We start from the raw sequence: 22666 nt of genomic DNA, 5'->3' as shown, positions 1-22666 counted from the left end.
AAGGGCGGCCGATCCCCGGATCGGCCGCCCTTCTCGTGTCCGTCACCGCACCAGATCCGCCAAGCGGTCGAGTGCGGCGCCGGTCAGCATCTGCGAATGCCCCTCCGGCACGACCGTGACCCGCATCCGGGGCAGGACCCCGCGCCATCCCCGCGCGCTGTTCCCGTCGAACCCCGGCTCCACCGACCCGGCCTCGAGGAAGTCGACCGGAACGTCCTCGACCACCGGCAGGTTCGCCTGTGCGATCAGCCGGTCGCTGTCGAGGTAGGTACGGATCACCGCGACGACCGCGTCCGAACCCAGCGACCGGAGCACGTCGTCGTGGTCGGCGAGCAACCGCACCGCCTCGTCCATCGTCAGCGCGGTGTCCGTCACAGCCCGATCATGCTCGGGCAGTGACACTCCGAGCTCACGGAGAAGCACGGACAGAGGATCGGCGGCGACCGTCGTCGGAACCGGGGCCCCCGGCGCGTGCGCGTCGAGCATGACGACCCGGTCCACGACGCGTCCACGCCGCAGGCATTCGGCGACCACCGCCGGGGCGAGGACGCCGCCGAAAGACCACCCCACGACGACGACCGGACCGTCCCCCACGGACTCGTCGAGGCGGTCGACCGTCTCCGACACCACGTCGACGAAGTCCGCACCCAGCGCGGCCGGGTCGGTGAGACTCCTCGACTGCAGTCCGACGACCGGCGTCCCGGACCCCAGCAACCGCGCCAACCCCGCGTACTCCCAGCACATCCCGCTCGCCGGCGGCAAACACACGACGGGCGTCGCCGTCCCCGCGGTGTTCCACCGCACCACCGGCGAGAGGGCGTCCGCCGTCGCGACGGACAGACCCTGTCGGGCCGCGTCGACGGCGTCCGCGATGTCCCCGACCGCCGGTGCCGCGAGCAGGACACGGACCCCGACGTCGGCGCCGAGGACGTCCCTCAGTTGCTCGTGCAGCCGCACCAGCAGCAGCGAGTGGCCGCCGAGCGCGAAGAAATCGTCGGTCGGCGAGGTGGGTTCGACCCCCAGGACGCGGGCGATCGCCTCTGCGACCTCGCGTCGCGTCCCCGTCAGCGTGCTCGGGGTGGCGGTGTCGCCGGCACTCTGGGGTTCGGGCAGCGCGGCGCGGTCGGTCTTGCCGTTGGGGGTGAGCGGGAGCGCATCGAGGACGGTGACCGCGGACGGGACCATGTAGGAGGGGAGAACCCCACCGAGATCCCGGCGCGCGGCGGTGGTGTCGACGTCCGCGCCGACCACGTAGGCGTCGAGGCGAACCGAACCGTCCACCATGCGCGAGACCACGACCGCATCGTCGACGCCGTCGAGTCGCCGCACCGCGGCCGCGACCTCGTCGGGCTCGACGCGGTGCCCGCGGATCTTCACCTGGTGATCGGAGCGACCGCGGTAGTCGAGGGACCCGCCTGCCCGCCGACGCACCACGTCACCCGTCCGGTACAGCCGCCCGCCGGGGCCGGCGAGCGGATGGGCGACGAACCGCGCGGCTGTCAGGTCCGGGCGGCGGTGATATCCGTCGGCGAGGTGCGGACCGCCAAGGTAGAGCTCGCCGACGACACCGTCGGGAACGGGCCGGAGGTCGTCGTCGAGCACGACCGCGGTGACGGTGTCCCACGCGGCACCGATCGTCGGTTCCCCTGTACCGGTGCCGATCTCCGCGGATGTCGCCCACACGGTCGCCTCGGTGGGCCCGTACATGTTCACCACCTGCGCCGCACGCCCCGCGAGCTCGCCGGCCAGGTCGGTGGGCAGCGCCTCGCCACCCACCGCCACCCGGATCCGGCTGAGGTCGACGCCGCGGCCGTCCCGGTCGCGGAAACGGGTGACCGTCGACCACAGCGACGGCGTCGCCTGCGCGACGGTGACCCGTCCCCGGCCGATGACCCCGGCGAGCAGTTCGGGATCGACGACCTCGTCGCGGCGGGCCATCACGACCGTCGCGCCGACGGACAGCGGGACCAGGATCTCCAGGACGGCGATGTCGAACGACACCGTCGTGGTCGCGAGCACACGGTCGTCGGCACGGATCGGGAACCGACGGGCGACGCCAATACGGAACGCGTCGAGTGCCCGATGGGAGACCACCACGCCCTTGGGCCTGCCGGTCGATCCCGAGGTGTAGATCAGATAGGCCGCCGGGCCGACATCCTGACGCGCCCGGTCGTCCGGGCGCACCAGCGGCGACCACTCCTGTTCCCCGAGAAGCCGGACCGGCGCCGACGACCAGTCCACCTCCGCGTCGGCGAGCACCACGGCCGGCTGCGCGTCGTCGACGATGTAGGCCAGTCGCTCTGCGGGGACCGCGGTGTCGAGCGGCAGATAGGCCGCGCCCACACGGTTCACGGCCGCCAGGGCGACGACCAGTTCGACACCGCGCCGGGCCGCGACGGCGACGACGTCACCCGGCGCGACGCCCAGACCTGTGAGCCGGGCGGTCAGTTCGCGGACCCGCACGGCAAGGTCGCCATAGGTGACGGCGTCGTCGCCGACGGTCACCGCGACGGTGTCGGGATGCTCGGCGGCGACGGCCTCCATCTCGTCCACCCACCGACACGACACCACCACACGAGGGGTCTGCACCACGGGCGGCGCCGCGATGTGCAGTGCCGCGATCGACGCGTCCGGGGCAGCCGGCATCGCCGTGGCGACCCGTGCGATCGCCGACGCCAGCGATTCCATCAGCGATGGCGAGTAGCGGCCGGCGTCGTACTCGACGACCACATCGACGGGCTCTGCGGGACCGTGGTCGACGCAGGTGACGTTCACGTCGACCTTGGCCTCACGCGGCCCGGCGTCGACGTCCGACACCGCGGCACCGAACAATGTGTCCCCCGGGTCGCCGCCCCGATCGGACCGGAAGTACCCGAGCATCAGCGAGAAGAGCGGTGTCCGGCCGACGACACGACCGGGGTTGACAGCGGCCACGACCTCCGCGAACGGGATCTCGGCGTGGTCGTGTGCGGCGAGGTCGATGTCACGCACGCGGTCGACGAGCACCCCGATCGCCGGCCGGTCCGCGAGATCGACCCGGGTCACCAGGGTGGAGGCGAAATACCCCACGACGTCTTTCAGTCGATCGTCGGTGCGGCCCGAACGCGGTGTGCCGACGACGATGTCGTCGCCGGCGCCGAACCCGCGCAGCACCACGGCGAGCGCAGCGTGCAGGACCATCCCGGTGGTCGCCGACCGCTCGGTCGCCAGTGCGCGCAGCGCATCGGCCGCGGGTGCGTCGAGACGGGTGGAGACCGTCGCCGCGGGTCGGGTGTCACCGACGGGTCGGACCAGATCGGGAGGAATGGTGACCTCGTCGGGAACGCCTGCGAAATGGTCGCGCCACCAGGCGATCTGCGCGTCGGCACGGGTGCCGTCGCCCACGGACGTCGCGAGGTCCCGGGTAGCCCAGTCCGCCCAGTCTCCGTAGGTGAGTGGCAGTGACCCGAGTTCCTCCCCGCGGTAGGCACGGTCGAGGTCACCGAGCAGTACCGCGTCCGACCACTCGTCGACCACGATGTGGTGCATCGTGAGCAGCAGGACGGACCCAGCGCCGCAGTCGATCTGGGTCACCCGCAGCGGGAGGTCGCGGGTGAGGTCGAACGGTCGCGAGAGTTCTGCGTCGACGACTGGCGTCACGTCCTCCGACTCGACCGTCCTTACCTCGACGCGTGCCGCGGCATCGACCGGGTCGAGTGGGACGACCACAGGCGTCCCGTCGCGGTCGGTGACGACACTGCGCAGCGGCGCATGGCGGGTCAACACCGCGACAACGGCCCGACGCAGTGCGTCGGGGTCGAGTCGGCGCTCCACCCGCACCGCGATCGGATACAGGTAGGCGGTGTCCGACGGGTCGAGTTGCCAACTCAGCCACAGCTGACGCTGCGCCGGGGAGAGCAGGTGCTCCTCCACGTCCGGCCGATGGGCGAGTGCGGTCGAACCCGCCTCGACGTCGACGCTGCCCGAGTCGACACCGAGCGCGGACACTTTGCGCGACAACCGCTCCGGTGTCGGTGCGTCGAAGAGCTCGCGCAGCCGCAACCGCGCGCCGCATCGTTCCGCGACGAGTCCCAGCAGACGCGTCGCGAGAAGTGAGTGACCACCCAGCGCGAAGAAGTCGTCCTCGGGGCCGACCGGATCGTCGGAACCCAGTGCGGTCGCGAACACCTCGCACATCCAGCGCTCGGTCTCCGACGCCGCCGCCCGCCAGGATCCCGACACAGGCCGCGGTTCCGGGAGGGCGCGGACGTCGAGCTTGCCGTTGACGGTCAGCGGCAGCATGTCGACGACGGCGTAGACGGACGGCACGAGGTAGCCCGGCAGGCGGTCGACGAGTGAGGATCGGATCCCCGCGAGGAATCCGCTGCTCGGGTCATCCGTCGGGATCACGAACGCCGCCAGTCTCTTGCCCTGGTCCGCCGTCTCACCGTCGATGGCGACCACCGCGCCCCCACGGACACCGGGCACGTCGAGCAGTGCGGCGGTGACCTCGGCCGGCTCGACGCGATGCCCACGGATCTTGACCTGGTCATCGGTGCGACCGAGGTAGTCGAGGACACCGTCGGGTCGCTGACGCACCAGGTCACCGGTGCGGTAGAGGCGACCACCGGAGCCGTCGACGTCGGCGACGAACGACGACGCCGTGAGGTCCGCCCGACGGTGGTAACCCCGGGCGAGTCCGACTCCCCGGATGTACAACTCGCCCGCGATCCCCTGCGGCACCGGACGCAACCAGGCGTCGAGGACGAGACATTCGGTGTTGGTGATCGGCAGTCCGACCGCTGCGCGGTCGGTGTCGTCCGTCCCGACACCGAGGGTGTTGATCGTGTACTCGGTGGGGCCGTACAGGTTGTAGGCCAGCAGATCCGGCGTCGCGCGGAACTCCTCCCAGAGACGATCCGTCACCGCCTCGCCGCCGAGCAGCACCAACCGCGGGACGTGCGATCCGCGCAGCAACCCCTCATCGACGAGGTGCGTCGCGTACGTGGGCGTCACGTTGATCACGTCGACCGCGTGGTCGGAGCAGTAGCGGACGAGTTCGGCTGCGTCGCGGCGCAGGTCCTCGTCGCAGACGTGGACGTGATGTCCCTCGACGAGCCAGAGGAGTTCCTCCCAGCTCATGTCGAATGCGAACGACACCGTGTGCGCCACGGTCAGCGTCGCGTCCGGGCCATGCTGCGCACGCAGGCGGGCCACCACCGGGTCGAAGATGGCGCGGCGGTGGTTGATCTGCATGTTCGTCAGGCCGCGGTACGGCGTCACCACGCCCTTGGGCCGACCGGTCGAGCCGGACGTGTAGATGACGTACGCCGGATGGTCGAGCGACCGCGTCGGTCGGACGGACACATCGCGTACGTCGGACCCGAGGGTCACGAGAGGCACGCCCATGGGCGCGATCCGGTCCCGAGAGGTGTCGTCGACGACGACCAGCGTCGGCTCGGCGTCGGCGACGATGTCGGCGATGCGGTCGTCGGGCACGGCCAGGTCCAACGGGAGGTACGCCGCTCCGGTCGCCAGCACCGCGAACAGCGCCACGACCATCTCGGTCGACCGTGGCACCGCCAGGCCGACGATGCGTTCGGGGCCGGCCCCGGCCGCGACGAGTTGGGCGGCGGCAGCTGAGATCCGTTGCGACAGCTCCGCATAGGTGATGGTGTCCCCACCACAGGTGAGCGCAGGGCGGTCCGGTGTACGGCGAGCCTGCGCGAACAGCAGGTCCGCGATCGTGTCGTCACCGACGTCGAGTCGGTCGCCGGCGATGCTCGACGGGACCACCGCCGCACCCGCGGACGCGGCCAACGGACGTCGGGGTGCGGCCGCGATCGCCAGCAGGGTGGCGTGCAGATCGGCGAGCAGGGCACGCGCGGCCTCGGCGTCGACGACGTCGGGCCGGTATTCGAGCTTGCACCACAGACGGCGCCCCGGCATGACGACCCAGGTGAGGGGGTAGTGGGTCGCGTCGACGGCGTCGACCGCCGTGATCCCCTGGTGCGCCTCGAGATCGGCGAAGGTGTCGTCGTCGAGGAAGTTCTGCAGGACGTAGAGGCTGTCGAACAGCGGGCCCCGCCCGACAGCTCGTTGGATGTCACCGAGTCCGAGGTACTCGTGGTCCATGGTGGTGACGCGGTCGTCGGCGACGGCCCGCATGACCTCGGCGGCGGTGGACCCGGGGGCCAGCCGCACCCGCAGCGGCACGGTGTTGAGGAAGACCCCGACGACCTCGTCGATGCCGTCGATGTCGGTCGGGCGTCCTGCGACGGTGGTCCCGAGGACGACGTCGTCGCGACCGAGGCGACGTCCCAGCACCACGGCCAGCGCCGTGCTGACCAGGGCGTGCAGCGTGACGCCGACCGCACGCGCACACCGGGTCAGCGCGGTGGTCTCGTCCTCGGTGAGTTCGACGTCGACGCGTCGCGCGAGGGCCGGGTCGGTCCCGGCCGCCTCGGGGAACAGCAGCGACGGTTCCTCGAGATCCACGAACAGCCCGTGCCACACCGACTCCGACGCGGCGGTGTCCTGGGCGGCAAGCCACCGCAGGTGGTCGGGCACGGTCGCCGTGGGCCGGGCGATCTCGGGTGCAGCGCCACCGGTTCGGCGGGTGTAGGCGTCGAACAGGGCCGTCAGCACCAGTTCTCGCGACCACCCGTCCCACAGCAGCAGGTGGTAGGTGAACAGCAACCGGTCGCGTCCGCCGGGGAGGTGGACCAAGGTGAGCCGGATGAGGGGCGGGCGGCCGAGATCGAAGGGCGTCGTGCGGTCGGCGTCGCCGAGTGCCCGCAGACGCGCCTCGGGTGCGTCCGCCCCGACGTCCGTCAGGTCGATCTCGGTCACCGGCACGGCCCGGTCGACGACCACCGCGACCTGGCGGTCGGCGGACGGCACCGTCATCACCCCGACACGCATCGCCGGGTGCACGTCCATCACGTCGCCCATCGCGGCGCCCAGCGCCGAGGCGTCGAGCCGCCGGTCGAGATCGAACGCGTTCGCGGCGACGTAGACGTCGGCGCTGTTCGCCGTCGCCTGGAACCACAGTCCCTGTTGCAGGGGCGACAGGTCCCACACGTCGACGAGGTCGTCGCCGTGGGTCGCCACGAGCGCCTCGAGATCGGACCCCGACAGCTCCGCCTGCGTCCGCCGTGTGCGTGTCGCCGCGAGGCCGATGTCGTCGATCACCGCCACCAAGGCGTCGTCGAAGCCCCCGACCAGGTCGTCGACGTCGCCGCCCCGGACGATGCCCGGACGCGGGACGCGGATCGCGATGTGGAGCCGGGTGCCCTCCGCATGCGATCGGCACCAGGCGTTGACCTCGAGCAGGTAGGGCGTGCCGAGTCCGGGATCCGGCTCGGCGCGCACGGTCTCGTCGGTCGGCGCCCAGTCACGATCGATGTCCGCGTGCCCGCGTCCGAGGTAGTTCACCACCACCTGCGGGGCCGATCCGCGCGCGAGTACCCCCGCGGTGCGCGGGTTGCAATAGCGCAGCAACCCATAGCCGAGGCCGTCGCCGGGCACCGCTCGCAGGGCGTGGGCGATGTCGCGAACCGAGGAGGTGTCGCCGGCCGCGAGCGCTGCACCCGGCAGACGCACCGGGGCGATGGACGTGCACCATCCCGCGGTCCTGCTGAGATCGGCGCCGTCGAGGTCCCGTCCGTGGCGCTCGACGTCGATCGACAGGTCGCCGGAGCCGCGGACCCGCGAGGCGGCGAGGGCGACAGAGGCGACCAGCAACTCGGTGACATCGACATCGGAGGCGGCCGTGGCCGTGGTCAGGAAATGCTCTGTCGTGGAGGCGTCGAGGACGATCTCGTGCTCGACGGTGTCGCCGAGCGTCAGCGCCACCGTCGCGGCGCCCGGGACGAGTTCCGCACCGGGCGCGACCTGCGCCGACCAATGGTCGAACTCGGCGAGACGCGCGGGACTCGCCGACTGTTCGGTGAGCGTCGACGCGTACCGACGCAGCGACGTCGTCGCGGGCGGTGGTGTCACACCCGTCCAGGCGTCGACGAGGTCGTCGAGCAGGATCCGCCACGTCACGGCGTCGACCGCGAGGTGGTGGACGGCGAGCACGAGACGTCCCGGCCGGTCCCCGGCGTCGAGGAACGCCGCGGACACCATGACACCGGCGTCGGGGTCCAGCCCGTCGGCAGCCGTGTCCGACACCTGCGCCACCGCCGCCTCTCGCTCGGCATCGGTTGCGCCCCGGATCGATTCGACCGTCCACGGCAGCGTCGCGACCGTCTCGTCGACGCCGTCCGGTCGCACCACCTCGAGTGACCACAGGAAGGCGTTCGGCCGGTGGAGCCGCTGACGCAACGCGTCGTGACGGCGGACCAGGCCGGCGACGCACGCCCGCACCCGCTCGGCGTCCGCCCCGGCCGGGGTCTGCACCACCACCGCCTGACAGAACCGACGGATGTCGCCACCGAGCTCGGACAGCCGATGGACGATCGGGGTGAGGAGGACCTCCCCCGGATCCGACTCCCCTGTCACGTCGACCACGCGATCCGCGGGGGCCCCGACAACCCCCGCATCCTGCGTCGCCGCGAGCGCACGGGCGGTGCGCAGACGGAAGACGTCCTTCGGAGTGATGGTCAGCCCGAACGTCTTCGCCCGGTTGACCAGGGAGATGGCGACGATGCTGTCCCCGCCGAGCGAGAAGAAGTCGTCGTCGGGACCGACGTCGCTGCGTCCCAGCAGTTCGGACACGACGGAGACCAGCCGGGACACCGGGTCGGCCCCGGCCGGCGGACTGTCCGGGGTCGACGGCTCGGCGGTGGTGTCGAAGACCGACGCCAGCACTGCCGCGCGGTCGACCTTCCCGTTGCCCGTGAGCGGGATCGACTCCACCCGCGCGTACCGGGCCGGGACCATGTACCCGGGGACGAGACGCCCTGCTGCATCGCGGATCTCGTCGTCGGTCATCGCGCCGTCCGTGACGACAGCGGCGACGAGCACGTCGCGACCTGTCGTGTCCGGGCCCACGGCCGCCGCGGCATCGACGACACCGTCGACCGAACACACCGCGTGGTCGACCTCGCCGAGTTCGACCCGGTGTCCACGCACCGAGACCTGCTGATCGGACCGGCCCACGTACACGAGGTCGCCGGCATCGCGGTACGCGAGGTCGCCGCTGCGGTACATCCGCTCCCCCGACTGGGCCGCGACGAAGCGCATGGCGGTCAGGTCGGGTCGGCCCGAGTATCCGATCGCCAGTTGATCTCCCGCGACGTACATCTCACCGATCACACCGGCGGGGACGGGTCGCAGGAAACGGTCGAGAAGAGCGACGCCCAGACCCGCGAGCGGTCGGCCGATCACACCGACGCCGCCGGTGGCCGCCGGGCCCGTCTGGTCGTCGGTGATGCGATGCGCCGTGACGTGCACACACGTCTCGGTGATGCCGTACATGTTGACCAGTCGGACCCCGGGGAGATCCGGCAGTCGACGTGCGTCGAGTGCCTCGCCGCCGAAGACGACGGTCCGGACGGGAAGCGTTGCCACATCGACGGTCCCGGCCAGGGCGTGGAACGCGGATGGCGTCTGGCTCAGCAACGTGACGCCCTGCTCGCGGATCAGTGCAGCCAGTCGCTCCGGGTCACGGCGGTCGTCGCCGTCCACCACGACGAGCCGCCCGCGGTGCGCGAGCGCACCCCAGACCTCCCACACGGAGAAGTCGAACGCGATGCTGTGGAACAGGGTCCACACCTGATCGTCGAGGTCGACGTGCTCAGCCGCGGACGCGAACATCGCCGTCACCGATGCGTGCGCCATCTCGACCGCCTTCGGTCTGCCGGTCGACCCCGAGGTGTAGATGAGGTACGCGGGAGAGGCCGGCAGTGGGCGCACCGGTTCCGGCAGGCCGTCGGTATCCGACGTGCCTGAGGACTCCCCTGTCCCCGCGACATGCACCGCCACACCCCCGGGAACCGGGACCCTCGACCGGGTGGCCTCGGTGACAACCAGGACGTCGGGTGCGGCATCGGTGACGATGTACCGCAGGCGGTCCGCGGGCGCCTCGATGTCGAGGGGGACGGCGGTCGCGCCGCTGCGGGCGACGGCCAGCACGGCGACCACGAGGTCGACACCGCGTGGCAGGGCGACGGCGACGCGGCCGCCCGGACGTGCCCCTGCCGATCGCAACGCGGACGCGAAGGTCGCACTGCGACGGTCGAGGTCGCGGTAGGTCAGTGACTGCGTGCCGTCGGTGAGGGCGACGGCGTCGGGGACGGCGCCCACCGCCGACAGGAACGCGTCGACCACCGTCGACGGGGCGCGCGATGCGCGGCCGCCGACCACCGAGTGCTCGTCCCGGGTGAGCGATACGTCGGCGAGTCGCCTGTCCGGCACCGTGATCCAGTCGTCGACGACCACGGTGACCGCGTCGGCGAGCGACCGCGCCGTGGTCTCCGACACCAGGGCGGCGTCGTACTTGATCTCGTACGTCGTCGACTCGCCGGGGAACACGACCAACGACACCGGGTAGTGCGGGGTGTCGACACCGGTGAAGCCCGTGATCGACAGCGTGTCCGGACTGTCGCCGACTCCCGCAGGGTCCACGTCCGGGAAGTTCTCGACGACCACCATGGAGTCGAACAGTGTGGCCTGGCCGACGATCCGGCCGATGTCGGCCAGACCGATCTGCTGGACATCCATGACCTCGGTCTGGGTGCCGGCGACCGCGCGGACCACGTCGCCGAGCCGCGTCGCCGCTCGCACCGCCACGGGCAGCGGGTTGGTGTTGATCAGCAGACCGACGACACCGGTGACGTCGATCGTCGTCCCCGCACGTCCGGACACGGTCGACCCGAACACGACGGCGTCCTGCCCGGTGAGCCGTCCGAGCACGACGGCCCACGCCGCATGGACCACCGCGCCGAGGGTGACGCCACGACTACGCGCCGCAGCGGTCAACGCGGCCGACGGCGCCGTCGTGGAGACGGTCCGGAAGCCGGTCTCCCCGTCGGCCGCGCGGGGCAGAACGGGTGCCAGCAGGGTCGGCGCGGGCTGTGAGCCGAGGACGTCGGTGAGGACCGTGCGCCATGTGTCGCGGGCGCTGTCCGGATCGCCGGCCGCGACGGTCTCGACGTGATCGGACCAGCCGACGGCGGGCCGCGGCAACGACGTGTCGAGGCGGTGGGCCTCGACGAGGTCGGCGAAGACGAGCGGGTACGACCACCCGTCCGCGAGCGCGTGGTGCATCGTCTGCACGAGTCGGTGTTCGGTGTCGCTCAGGGACACCAGGGTGAACCGCACGGGCGGCCGTCCGGCGAGGTCCAGCGGCCGACGGAGCTCCTCCGCCGCGATCCTGTCCGCGACATCGGGGGCGTGGTCGACGGTCCCGCGCAGGTCGTGATGGTCGAGGTCGACGGTGCCCGCCGGGTCGACCACCTGCACGACGGCACCCTGCTCCGTCGCGACGAACCGGGTACGCAACGCGTCGTGGCGCGCAACCACCGCGGTGAGAGCACGACGGAGACGGGCGACGTCCACTGCACCGACGAGGTTCGCGGTCTGTTGCACGACGTAAGGGTCGCCCGGTGCGGTGACCGTGTCCCCGTCGGCCAGCAGCATCGAGTGCGCGTACATGCCCGCCTGCAGCGGGAGCATCGGGAGCACGGCCACCGGTGCGCCGAGGTCGCTGGTGAGGGCGGCGAGGTCGCCGTCCGTGAGCGACACCAGCGGGAAGTCCGAGGGCGTCGCTCCCCCGACGGGGGCACGGACGAACGCCCGCAGCGCGGTCATCCACCGCTCGCCGAGATCGGCCATGGCCGTCTCGCCGTCATCCAGGATCCCAGCGGGCCACATGAGGTCGACGACGAGCCGTCCGTCCGTCCCGATCTGGGCCGTGATCTCGAGCGCCGCAGCAGGATTGAATGGGTCGACACCCTCACGCAGAGCGCCGATCCCCTCGACCGGCGCCCAGTCGCCACCGGTCGCACCGTCGAGCCGTCCGAGGTAGTTCATGAGGACCTCCGGGGCCCGGCCCTGCAGAGCCGGGTGCCGGTGGACATGCCGAAGCATGCCGTAGCCCAGACCGCCGGCGACCCTGTCGGTGCCCGGGGTCGAGCGGATCTGCTCCTTCACCGACTTCACGGCACGGTCGAGTACCGGGTCGGCGTCGACCACTGCCGGCCAGTCGACGTCACCCGCATCCACCGCGACGGGGTGGATCGCGGTGAACCAGCCGATCGTCTCGGCGAGATCGACACCCGCGCCGGCGTCACCCAGCACCTCCGGGCGTCGCCCGTGCCCCTCGAGGTTGACCAGGAGGCGGCCGTCGGTGTCACCGGTTCGCTGCGTGCGCCACGCCCGCACCGCCAGGGACAGACCAGCCAGCAGGAGGTCGTCGACAGTGCCGTTGACGGCGGCGGGCACACGTCCGACGAGGTCGGCCGTGTCAGCGCTGTCCAGGGTGACCCGGACCGTCCGCGTCGTCGCGATCGTGTCCCGCGCCGGGTCCACCGGCCTGTCGCCGAACGGGGCGACCGGGGCGAGCACCCGCTGCCACGCCTCCACGTGATCGGCCACGACCTCCGGCCGCAGGGCGTCGGTCAGGAGTTCCGCCCAGCGGCGAAAGGAGGTACCAATCGCCTCCAGCTCCGCGCCACCCCTGCGGCGCAGCGCTTCCCAGGCACGGGCGAGGTGTTCGATGATGATGCGCCACGAGACGCCGTCGACCACGACGTGATGGACGACGAGCAGCAGTTGTCCTGCTTCGGTGTCGGTCGACGGGTACCACGCCGCGGTCAGCATGCGCCCACCGCGACAGTCGAGCGAGGCTGCGCGCTCGGCGACCGTGACGTCGAGTCGCCCGCCGCCGAAGTCCTCGTCCACCGTTCGTATGTCGACGGGTCCGGACGGCTCCGAGACCTCGTCGACGACGAGGGTCCAGTCGTCGTCACCGACGACGCGCGCGCGCAGCAGCGGGTGACGATCTCGCAGCGCACCGAGCACCGCGACGAGGTCGTCATGGCCCATCCCGATCGGTGTCCGCAGCACCATCGACTGATAGAAGGAGTCGAGAACCGTTCGAGCGCGGACGGTCTCGGCGAGCATCGGTGTCGCCGGGATGGTTCCGGTGCCCGGGTCGTCCACCGGCTCCACAGCGTCGACGGACACCGACGCGGCAGCGATGGCCAGCACGGTGCGGCGACGGAAGACGTCCCGGGGCGTGACGCGCACACCCCGAGCCGCGGCCCGACTGGCCAGCGTGATGGACGAGATGCTGTCGCCCCCGAGGGCGAAGAAGTCGTCGTCGAGGCCCACCGCGCCGGTGCCGAGCACCTGCGCGACGACCTCGGCGATGACGCGTTCGGCCTCGCTGCGCGGCGCGCGGAGATCACCCCGGACAGGGGCGACGGGCTCCGGCAGCGCGGCGACGTCGAGTTTGCCGTTCACGGTGAGCGGTAGGTCGTCGACGATCCCGTACCGCGCCGGCACCATGTACGACGGCAGCGTCGCCGCCACCGCGTCCCGGATCCCCGTGATGACGTCGGCGCGCCCGCCCGGCGCGGGCGACGACGTGGGGACGACGTAGGCGACCACCGTCTTCCGGCCGGGGACGTCCGCGTCGGCGCGGGCGACGACGGCGCAGCGACGGACCCCGTCGAGTGCCGCGATCACCGACTCGATCTCTCCGAGTTCGACCCGGTACCCGCGGATCTTGATCTGGTCGTCGGCGCGGCCGAGGTAGTCGATGATGCCGTCCGGCCGACGTCGGACGAGGTCACCGGTTCGGTACATCCGGCCGCCGGATCCGAGGGGATCCGCCACCATCGCCGCCGCGGTGAGGTCGGGCCGACCGTGGTACCCGCGTGCCAGACCGGCGCCGGCGATGTACAGCTCGCCGAAGACACCGTCGGGGACAGCGCGCAACGCGGTGTCGAGAACGCGGGCCGCGGTGTTGTGGATGGGACGCCCCACGGTCGGGGTGTCACTCTCGTCCGTTCCCGCGCCCAGGGTGTTGATCGTGTACTCGGTCGGGCCGTACAGGTTGTACCCGACCACACCGTCGGTGTTGCGCAGCGCATCCCAGACCACGTCCGTGACCGCTTCACCACCGAGGAGCACCAGTGCGGGTACGTGGTCCCCGTCCAGCAACCCCTCCTCGATGAGGTGGTGGGCGTAGGTGGGGGTCACGTTGATCACGTCGACCAGGTTGTCCGTGCAGTAGCGCACCAACGCGGGGGCGTCGCGGCGCAGCTCCTCGTCGCAGACGTGCACGGTGTGCCCCGCGACCAGCCAGAACAGCTCCTCCCACGACATGTCGAACGAGAACGACACCGTGTGCGCGACCGCGAGGACATCGCGGTCCGAGCGGGCGATGGTCGGCGTGAAGATGGCCTCGTCGTGGTTGGCGTACATGTTGGTGAGGCCGATGTACGGCGTCACCACGCCCTTCGGTGTCCCTGTGGATCCGGACGTGTAGATCAGGTAGGCGGGATGGTCGAGACGGTCCCGCCCGGCGGCGAACGTCCCGAGTTCGGAGTCCCGGATCGGGGAGTCGTCGAGCTGTGCCAACGACCGCACCACGGCGTCATCGCCGAGATCGACGACGTGACAGCCGGACTCACCGGCCGCGACGACGATCGGGCGCTGCGCGGAGTCGGTGACGATGATGCGCGGCGCCGCGTCGTCGACGATCGTGAGCAGACGCGCGACAGGGTGGTCGCGCTCGATCGGGAGATAGGCTGCGCCGGTCCGCAGGACCGCGAACAACGCGATGACCATGTCCGTGGTGCGCGGTAGGTCGAGGGCGACGACCACCTCGGGCCCGGCACCGTGCGCGAGCAGCATCCGCGCCATCCGCGTGACGCGGGCGTCCAGTTCGCGGTAGTCGAGCCGCTCGTCACCGGCGACCAGCGCGGTGACGTCGGGGACGAGCGCCGCACGGTCGCTCAGCATCTCGGCGATCGTGACCGACTCGATGTCGCGAGGCGCCGGTGAGGCCTCGTCGTCCAGCAGTCGCACCGTTCCGACCGCCTGCCCGCTGTCGGCGGTCATCTGTGTCAGCGCGAGCTCCAACCCGCGCACCATGAGCGATGCCGTGGCGTCGGCGACCGACCCCGGCCGGTACTCGAGCTTCACGGCGATCCGCGCCCCGGGGGTGAGGACCCACGTGATCGGGAAAGCGGTGGTGTCGCGGTAGTCGACGTCGACGATGCCGTGCCGCGACTCGAGATCGGTGAAGGTGTCGTCGTCGAGGAAGTTCTGCAGCACGAAGAGCGAGTCGAACAGCGTCGCTCCGGCATCACCCGCGGCCGCCCGGGTGATCTCGGCGAGTCCGATGTGGTCGTGGGCCATCATCGCGATGCGCTGCTCGGCGGCGTCGACGATCACGTCCGCGACGGCGCGGCCCGGACGCACGTCGAGTCGCGCGGGAACCGTGGTGAGGAACGGTCCGACCGTGTTCTCGACGTCGGCGACGTCACCCGGGCGTCCCGCGACCGTCACGCCGATGACCACGTCGGACGTCCCGGCGTGCAGCCCGGTCACGACGGCCAGTGCGGCGGTCATGACGGCGTTCTCGGTCACACCGAGGTCGCGCGCCGTGGCGGCGACCGCACCGGACAGGTCGCCGTCGAGCGTCGCGAAGAGCTGGCGGGGGTCGCCGTCCGGACCGGGGTCGTGCGCGGCGAGGGTCGGCTCCTCCATCGATCCGAGCAGTCCGCGCCAGGCGGTGCGAGCGCTGTCGTCGTCCCTCTGCTGCAGCCACCGCAGATACCGCGGGAAGGGCGCGAGCGCGTCCGAGGTGGGGGCGGGTGTGCCCCCTTGGTGGAACTCGTATCGGGAGAACAGGTCCCGCAGGACCAGTTCCCGCGACCACCCGTCGAAGAGAAGGAAGTGGTAGGTCAACAGCAGGCGGTCCGTGCCGTCGGGTAGGGCCACGACCGCGGCGCGGATCAGCGGGGGGACGTCGAGCGCGAACGGACGGACGCGGTCGGCCTCCACGACGGCACGGAGTTCGGCGGCGGCACCGGTGGAGTCGTGGCCCGTGAGGTCATGCTCGTCGACATCGACCTGGACAGACCTCGCGACGACGGAGACGACAGGGGTCGCGGCGGGATCGTCGGATCGGGTGGGATAAAACGAGACGCGGAGCTGCGGGAGTGCCGCGACCATGTCGGACAACGCCGACCGCAGGGCGTCGACATCGACCCGGCGGTCGAGGGTGAAGACGTTCTGCGTCAGGTACGTCGTGTCATCCGGCCCGGCCGCCACACACTCGGTGTAGACACCGCGCTGTAGCGGCGTCAGCGCCCACATGTCGTCGACGGCGAACGGCACAGCGGCCGTCGACCGTTGGCGGTCGGCATCGGACAGGGTGACGGTCGAGAACGGTGCGACGTCCCCGTCCGACGTCCACTCCGCCCGGGTGAGGCGGGCAGCGATCCCGGCGACGGTCCGCCCCCGGAAGACGTCTTCTCCGGTCGCCGCCCACCCCCGTCGCGTGAGGTGGCCGATCACCCGTACCGCCACGATGCTGTCGCCGCCGAGGTCGAGGAACTCCGCAGTGGCCGAGACGGGCGGAACGCCGAGGACGTCGGCGACCGCCTCGGCGACGTCGCGCTCGGCATCGGTCGAGGGGGCGACGAACGTCTCGCTCGTGCGGGCGTCACGGGCCGCGGCGAGCAGCGACAGCAGCGCGGCGCGATCTCGTTTGCCGTTCGGCAGCAGGGGGATCGAGTCGGTCACCGCCACAGCCGACGGCACGGCGTGGGTCGGGAGTGTCTGCGCGACAGCCGCGCGGACATCTGACGGATCGAGGTGCGGGTCGCCGACGACCACCGCCTCGAGCATCGGTGTCGCGAGGACGACCGCGTCACGCACACCGTGGATGCGGCACAGCGCCGCCTCCACCTCACGGGGTTCGACGCGGAACCCCCGGATCGAGATCTGGTCGTCGTCGCGGCCGGTGAAGACCACGCGTCCGCCCTCGTCGACCCACCCGCGGTCGCCGGTGCGGTACAGCCGCGCGCCGGGGACCGCGCCCGGTCGCGGGTCGGCCACGAAGCGGGTCGCCGTCGCGGCCGGGTCCCCGTGATAGCCACGGGCGAGTTGCCCACCGCCGACGACGATGTCGCCGATGACCCCACGAGGTGCCTCGGACAGGAGATGGTCGAGTACGACCACGTCGCTGCCCGGCACCGGGGTGCCCAGCGTGATGTCGTCGGCGTCGACGACCTCGGTCACCAGCACGTCGCCGGCCACCTCGGACGAACCGTACGAGTTGATGATCACCGCGGACGGTGTGCCCGCGCGAACCGCCTCGACGATGGACGGCTCCAGTGCCTCACCGCTCAGGACCCACCGCCGGAGAGAGGCGAGGCGGTCACCGAATTCCGCTGCCATCACACGTGCCAACGACCCGACGGCGACGAGTTGCTCCGCCGCGCTCTCCTCGACCAGGTGGGCGAGATCGGCTCCGTCGCGACGCGCGTGGTCGTCCGCGAGGACCACGGTCGCGCCGGAGGTGAGCGGGGTCAGCAGTTCGGTGGCGCCGTCGATGAACGCCCACGAGCTCTTCGCCAGCCACGTCGAGGCCGCCCAGCGGCGACGACCCCAGTCCAGCCGGTCGGCGAGGGCGCCGTGGGGCAGCACCACGGCCCGCGGCGTCCCGGTCGATCCGGACGTGAAGACGACGAGTGCCGCGTCCTCGCGCGACAGCGCGACCGGCGGCGGCACGGTCGCCGCCTCGCGGTCCACGGAGGCGACATCGACAACGGTCGCGGCCGATTCCGGCACCGAGACAGCGGTGTCCGTCAGGATCACCCGCGGCTCGACGGTGTCCACCATGAGACGGATGCGGTCGGCCGGGTAGGTGATGTCGACCGGCATGATCGCGGCGCCGACGGCGGTCACGGCGCACACAGCGGCGACCGCGTCCGGCGTGCGCGGGAGCATCACCGCGACGACCGACCCGCGACCGGCACCCGCGGCCCGCAGCGCCGCCGCGATCGCGCCGACGCGCAGGGCGAGATCGGTGTGGGTCCATCGCAGGTCACCCTGGGTGAGGGCGACCGTGTCGGGATGCGCGACCGCCGCATCGGCGAGTGCCGACGGCAACAGGGGCGCGTCGACGGCGTCGACGGGCGCGGTTGCGCCGGCGGGGAGGGCCCGGATCCCGGCCACGGTGGTGCCCGGGTCGACGACGGTGGCCGCCAACGCCGCCACCACGGCGGACGCGACGTGGTCCGCCAGACCGTCGGACACGACGGTGCGGTCGTTGGTGACGGTGACCCGGATGTCGGAGTGCACCGACACCATCACGGTGAGCGGGTAGTGCGGGGCCTCGACGACCCGCACCTCACCGAAGCCGATGCCCTCCGAGGCCGTTGCCCCGCAGTCGGTCTCCTCGTACCGATGACCGGAGAGGTTCTCGATCACCAGCAGGGAGTCGACGAGATCGCCCCGTGCACCGATGACCTCGGCCAAGTCGGCGAGAGGGATGTGCTGGTGGTCGATCACGGTGAGCTCGGCGGCGGCGTGATCACGCGCAGTGTCCGCGACGGACGTCCCGGGATCGACCCGGACACGGGTGATCACCGTGCTCACCAGCATGCCGACGATGTCGTCGACGCCGGCGAGGTCGCCGCCACGACCGGACACCGCCGACGCGAACGTGACGTCGGCGGTGCCGGTGAGGCGTCCGAGGACGATCGCCCAGGCGGCCGTGACGATCGCACTCGGCGTGACACCGACCGACCGCGCCGTCGCGGCGACGTCCCCGTCGAACCGCGCCGTGCGACGGCCGTGACGCTCGCCGTCCGGGTTCGGCTCGCCGCCGTGCCCATCGACAGCGGCGATGCGCGTGGGCGCCTCCAGACCGTCGAGGTACTGCGCCCACGCCGCGCGGTCGGCGGGGGCGTCCCGACGGCCCAGCCATTCCAGATGGCGGTCGATGCGCGCCGGGGACACACCCGTGGCCCCGTCCCGGTAGGCGGAGACGATGTCGTCGAGGACGATCGGCACGGACCACCCGTCGGCCACGATGTGGTGGACCGTCTGCACCATCGTGTGTCGATCGGGGGCGTGCGAGATCATCGCGAACCGCATGAGTGGCGCCTCGTCGAGGGCGAAGCCGCGGTTCCTCTCCGCGGCGGCCACGACGTCGACATCCGTGTCGGCGTCGCCGTCGATCCAGAGGACGTCGGTCGGCGCGACGGGCGCGATCACGGCGACCGGCGTGCCGTCCGAGGTCGCGACGACGGCCGTCGACAACGCCTGGTGTCGACGTACGACGCCGTCGACAGCGGTGGCGAACCGGTGCCGGTCGAGATCGCCGTGGACGTCGACGATCTGCTGCACCACGTACGGGTCGTGATCGGCCTCGTACGTCGACTGGAACCAGATCCCCTGCTGCACCGGGGTCAACGGCAGAACCGTCTGCACCGCCGGGAAGCGCGTCTCGATGTCACGGATGTCGTCGTCGGTGAGAGAGACCAGCGGGAAGTCCGACGGCGTGTGGCCGGTGACCGTGGGGTCGGCGGCGATCGACCGGAGAGCCTGCATCCACAGCTCGGCGAGCCGCTCGACCGCGGCCGCGTCGATCGCGCCTGCGGGCCAACTGATCACGGCGCGCAGTCGGGATCCGTCGGCACGGTCGATCGCCTCGGCGTTGACCTCGATCAGCCGGGGCAGCGGCATGGTCGCGGCCCGGTCCTCCCACACCGCGGAGGCGTCGACGGACACGAAAGACCACGGCGCTCGGTCGGGTGCGTCGAGCGAGAATCGACCGAGGTAGTTGAACAGTACCTGCGGGGAGCAGGCGATGTCGGCGCCGGCGAGGTGTCGCAGCACGCCGTATCCCACACCGTGCGAGGGCGTCCGGCGCAGTTGCTCTTTCACCGCGCGGACCACGGCGCCCATCCCGGCGGTCGGGTCCACGGTGATCCGCGCGGGGAACAGCGTGGTGAACCATCCGACGGTCCGCGAGAGGTCGGTCGGTCCCGACAGCCCGTCGGGGTCGACGGCGTCGGCCTCCCGGCCGTGCCCCTCGAGTTCGAGCAAGAGCTCGTCGTCCCCGGCGATCCCGCGCTCGGTACGCCAGCGGAGCACCGCCAGCGCCAGCGCGGCGATCATCGCGTCGTCGGCGCGTCCGTGGATCGCCTCCGGGACGACCGAGAGGAGCCGTTCGGTGTCGGTCGTGTCCAGCTCGACGACGAGTCGTCGTTCGGTGGCGACGGTGTCGACCGCCGGGTCGAGTGGACGGTCGCCGAGTGGTTCCTCCACCCCTCGGACGACCGCTTCCCAGTGCGCCGTCTCCGACGCGAACACCCCGTCGTCGGCGGCGGTCCGCAGACGGGCGGCCCAGTCACGGAAGGAGACAGGGACCTCCCCCACGACGGCCGAGCCGTGCGCGAGGAGCGATGCGTGCGCGGCGGCGAGATCCTCCGCGATCACCCGCAGCGCGATGCCGTCGACGACGACGTGGTGCCCGACGACGACGAGCAGCCCGTGGTCCCGCAGCCAGACGACGACGAGCATGTGTCCGGTGGCCGGATCGAGCTGCGTCCGCGCGAGCTCCCACGCCGCACGCACGTCGGCGTCGCGGTCGCCGGACGTCGCACCCACGACCACCATCGGACCCACACCGCCGGACTCCGGCACCACCGTCGCCGCGGCGTGCCCATCCGTCGACGCACGCAGCATCCCGTGCCGCTCGACGACCGCCGTCACGACGCCGCGGAGGTCGGACTCGGTCAACCCCTCCGGGGTGGTGAGCACGATCCCCTGGGCGAAGCCCGACAGGACGTCGGCGTCGCCTGCGATCTCGTCGAGCCAGGCGGTGATGGGGGTGGGCCCCACGGGCCCCTCCTGCGGCACGACCTCCCGATCGGAGGTCACGTCGAGCTCGACCAGCATCGGGGCCAGCGCCCGGGGTGTGCGGTGGGCGAACATCTCGCGGGGGCGCAGCGCGTGACCCTGCGCACGCAGCCGGCCGACCACACGGATCGCGACGATGCTGTCACCACCGGCGGCGAAGAAGTCGTCGTCGACACCGATCTCGGACCGGTTCAGCACGTCGGCGAACACGCGGCACAGGACCGCCTCCCGCGCCGTCGTCGGTGCGACGACCGGCGTGGTCCGCCGTGCGGCCGATTCGAGGGCGCGTGCGGTCAACGCCGCGCGGTCGACCTTGCCGTTCGTGGTGGTCGGCATCGCGTCGAGCAGGTGGATCTCGCCGGGCACCATGTAGTCCAGGAGGCGGTCGACTGCCCACGCGGAGATGTCTTCGGCGCCGTCCACGAGGCCGAGGCCGGTCGTCGTCACGAAGGCGACGAGGGTGGAGTCCCGCACGATCACCGCCGCGGAGCGCACCCGCGGGTGGTCGGCGACGACCGACTCGATCTCCTCCAGTTCGATCCGGCGGCCGCGGATCTTGACCTGGTTGTCGGCCCGTCCGAGGAACTCGAGGGCACCGTCCTCGGTCCAGCGCGCGAGGTCACCCGTGCGGTACATGCGGGACCCGTTGCTGTCGAACGGGTTCGCGACGAACCGGGACGCGGTGAGTCCCGGGGCGCCCACGTATCCCCGCCCGAGCAGGAATCCTGCGGCGTACAGCTCGCCACCCACACCGGGACCGACCGGACGGAGATCCTCGTCGAGGACGTAGAGCTGCGTGTGGGGGTTGGGCGAACCGATGGACGTCGCGATCCGCTCGGCGACGTCGCGGTAGATCACATGGGACACACCGATCGTCGCCTCCGCCGGCCCGTAGCCGTGGAAGAGCGTCGTGTCGAGATGGGCGCGGAAGCGACGGAACAGGTCGGGGGTGAGCACCTCACCGCCGCACCAGACATGGCGCAGATCCCGAAGCGACGACGACCCACCGGCGGGCCCGTCGAGTTCGAGCAGCGCGTCGAGCATCGACGACACCAGGTACACGAACGTGACGCCGTGGCGCGCGATCGTGTCGAGCAGGTACTCGGGGTCGCGCTCCCCCTCCGGACGCGCCACCACGACCCGCCCACCGGACACGAGCGGCAGCAGGATCTCGTTGATCGCGATGTCGAAGGCCAAGGGAGCCTTGAACAACGACGCGTCGTCGGACCCGAAGTGCAGGATCTCGTCCCGCTGCCACCGGAGCCGTTCGCAGATCGCCTCGTGCCGGATCATCGACCCCTTCGGGGTGCCGGTGGATCCCGACGTGAACACGATGTAGGCGAGGCGGGCGCCGTCGAGGGTCGCGGGCTCCTCCACGGACCGCTCGCGGATCGTCCAGTGCGCGAGGTCGAGCGTCGTCGTCGGCACCTGCCAGCTGCCGGTGTCGTCCCGACCGACCAGAGCGTGGACGATGCGGGCGTCGGTCGCGGTGCGTTCCCGACGCTGCTGTGGCCAGCTCGGATCGATGGGGACGAACGCACCGCCGGACAGCATGGTGGCGAGCACGGCGACCACCATCTCGGCGCTGCGGCGCATGCCGATCGCGACGACGTCCTCGGCGCCGACGCCCGCCGCACGCAGGTCTGCCGCGAGATCCTCCACCCGCACACCCAGTTCCGCGTAGGTCAGGATGTGGGTGTCGTCGACCACCGCGACCGCGTCGGGGGAGGCCGCGATCTGGTGACGGAGCAGGTCCGGGACCGTCGACCGCGCCGTCGGCTGCGACCGGTCGTTCCACTCGTCGAGACGGGCGAGCACATCCGCGATCTGCATTGGGTAAGGC

At 71.7% G+C, this 22666-nt stretch carries 1 protein-coding gene; it reads right to left on the bottom strand.

Translation table 11 applies throughout. The features are described 5' to 3' along the window. Positions 1–42 precede the first annotated feature (42 nt). The gene (locus Q1A98_RS04050) at positions 43–22656 is read right to left on the bottom strand and encodes a non-ribosomal peptide synthetase (protein WP_299570056.1); all 22614 of its coding nucleotides are present in this window, start codon (positions 22654–22656) and stop codon (positions 43–45) included. Positions 22657–22666 lie beyond the last annotated feature (10 nt).

This window comes from uncultured Williamsia sp. (genome assembly GCF_947494875.1).
Taxonomy (GTDB): Bacteria; Actinomycetota; Actinomycetes; order Mycobacteriales; family Mycobacteriaceae; genus Williamsia_A.
The sequence above is the reverse complement of the archived record's forward strand: the minus strand, read 5'-3'. Positions and strand labels throughout refer to the sequence as shown.

Bases quoted from the DNA above. Each gene is read 5' to 3' on its own strand.
- Q1A98_RS04050 (WP_299570056.1), bottom strand. From the start codon at position 22,656: ATGCAGATCGCGGATGTGCTCGCCCGTCTCGACGAGTGGAACGACCGG.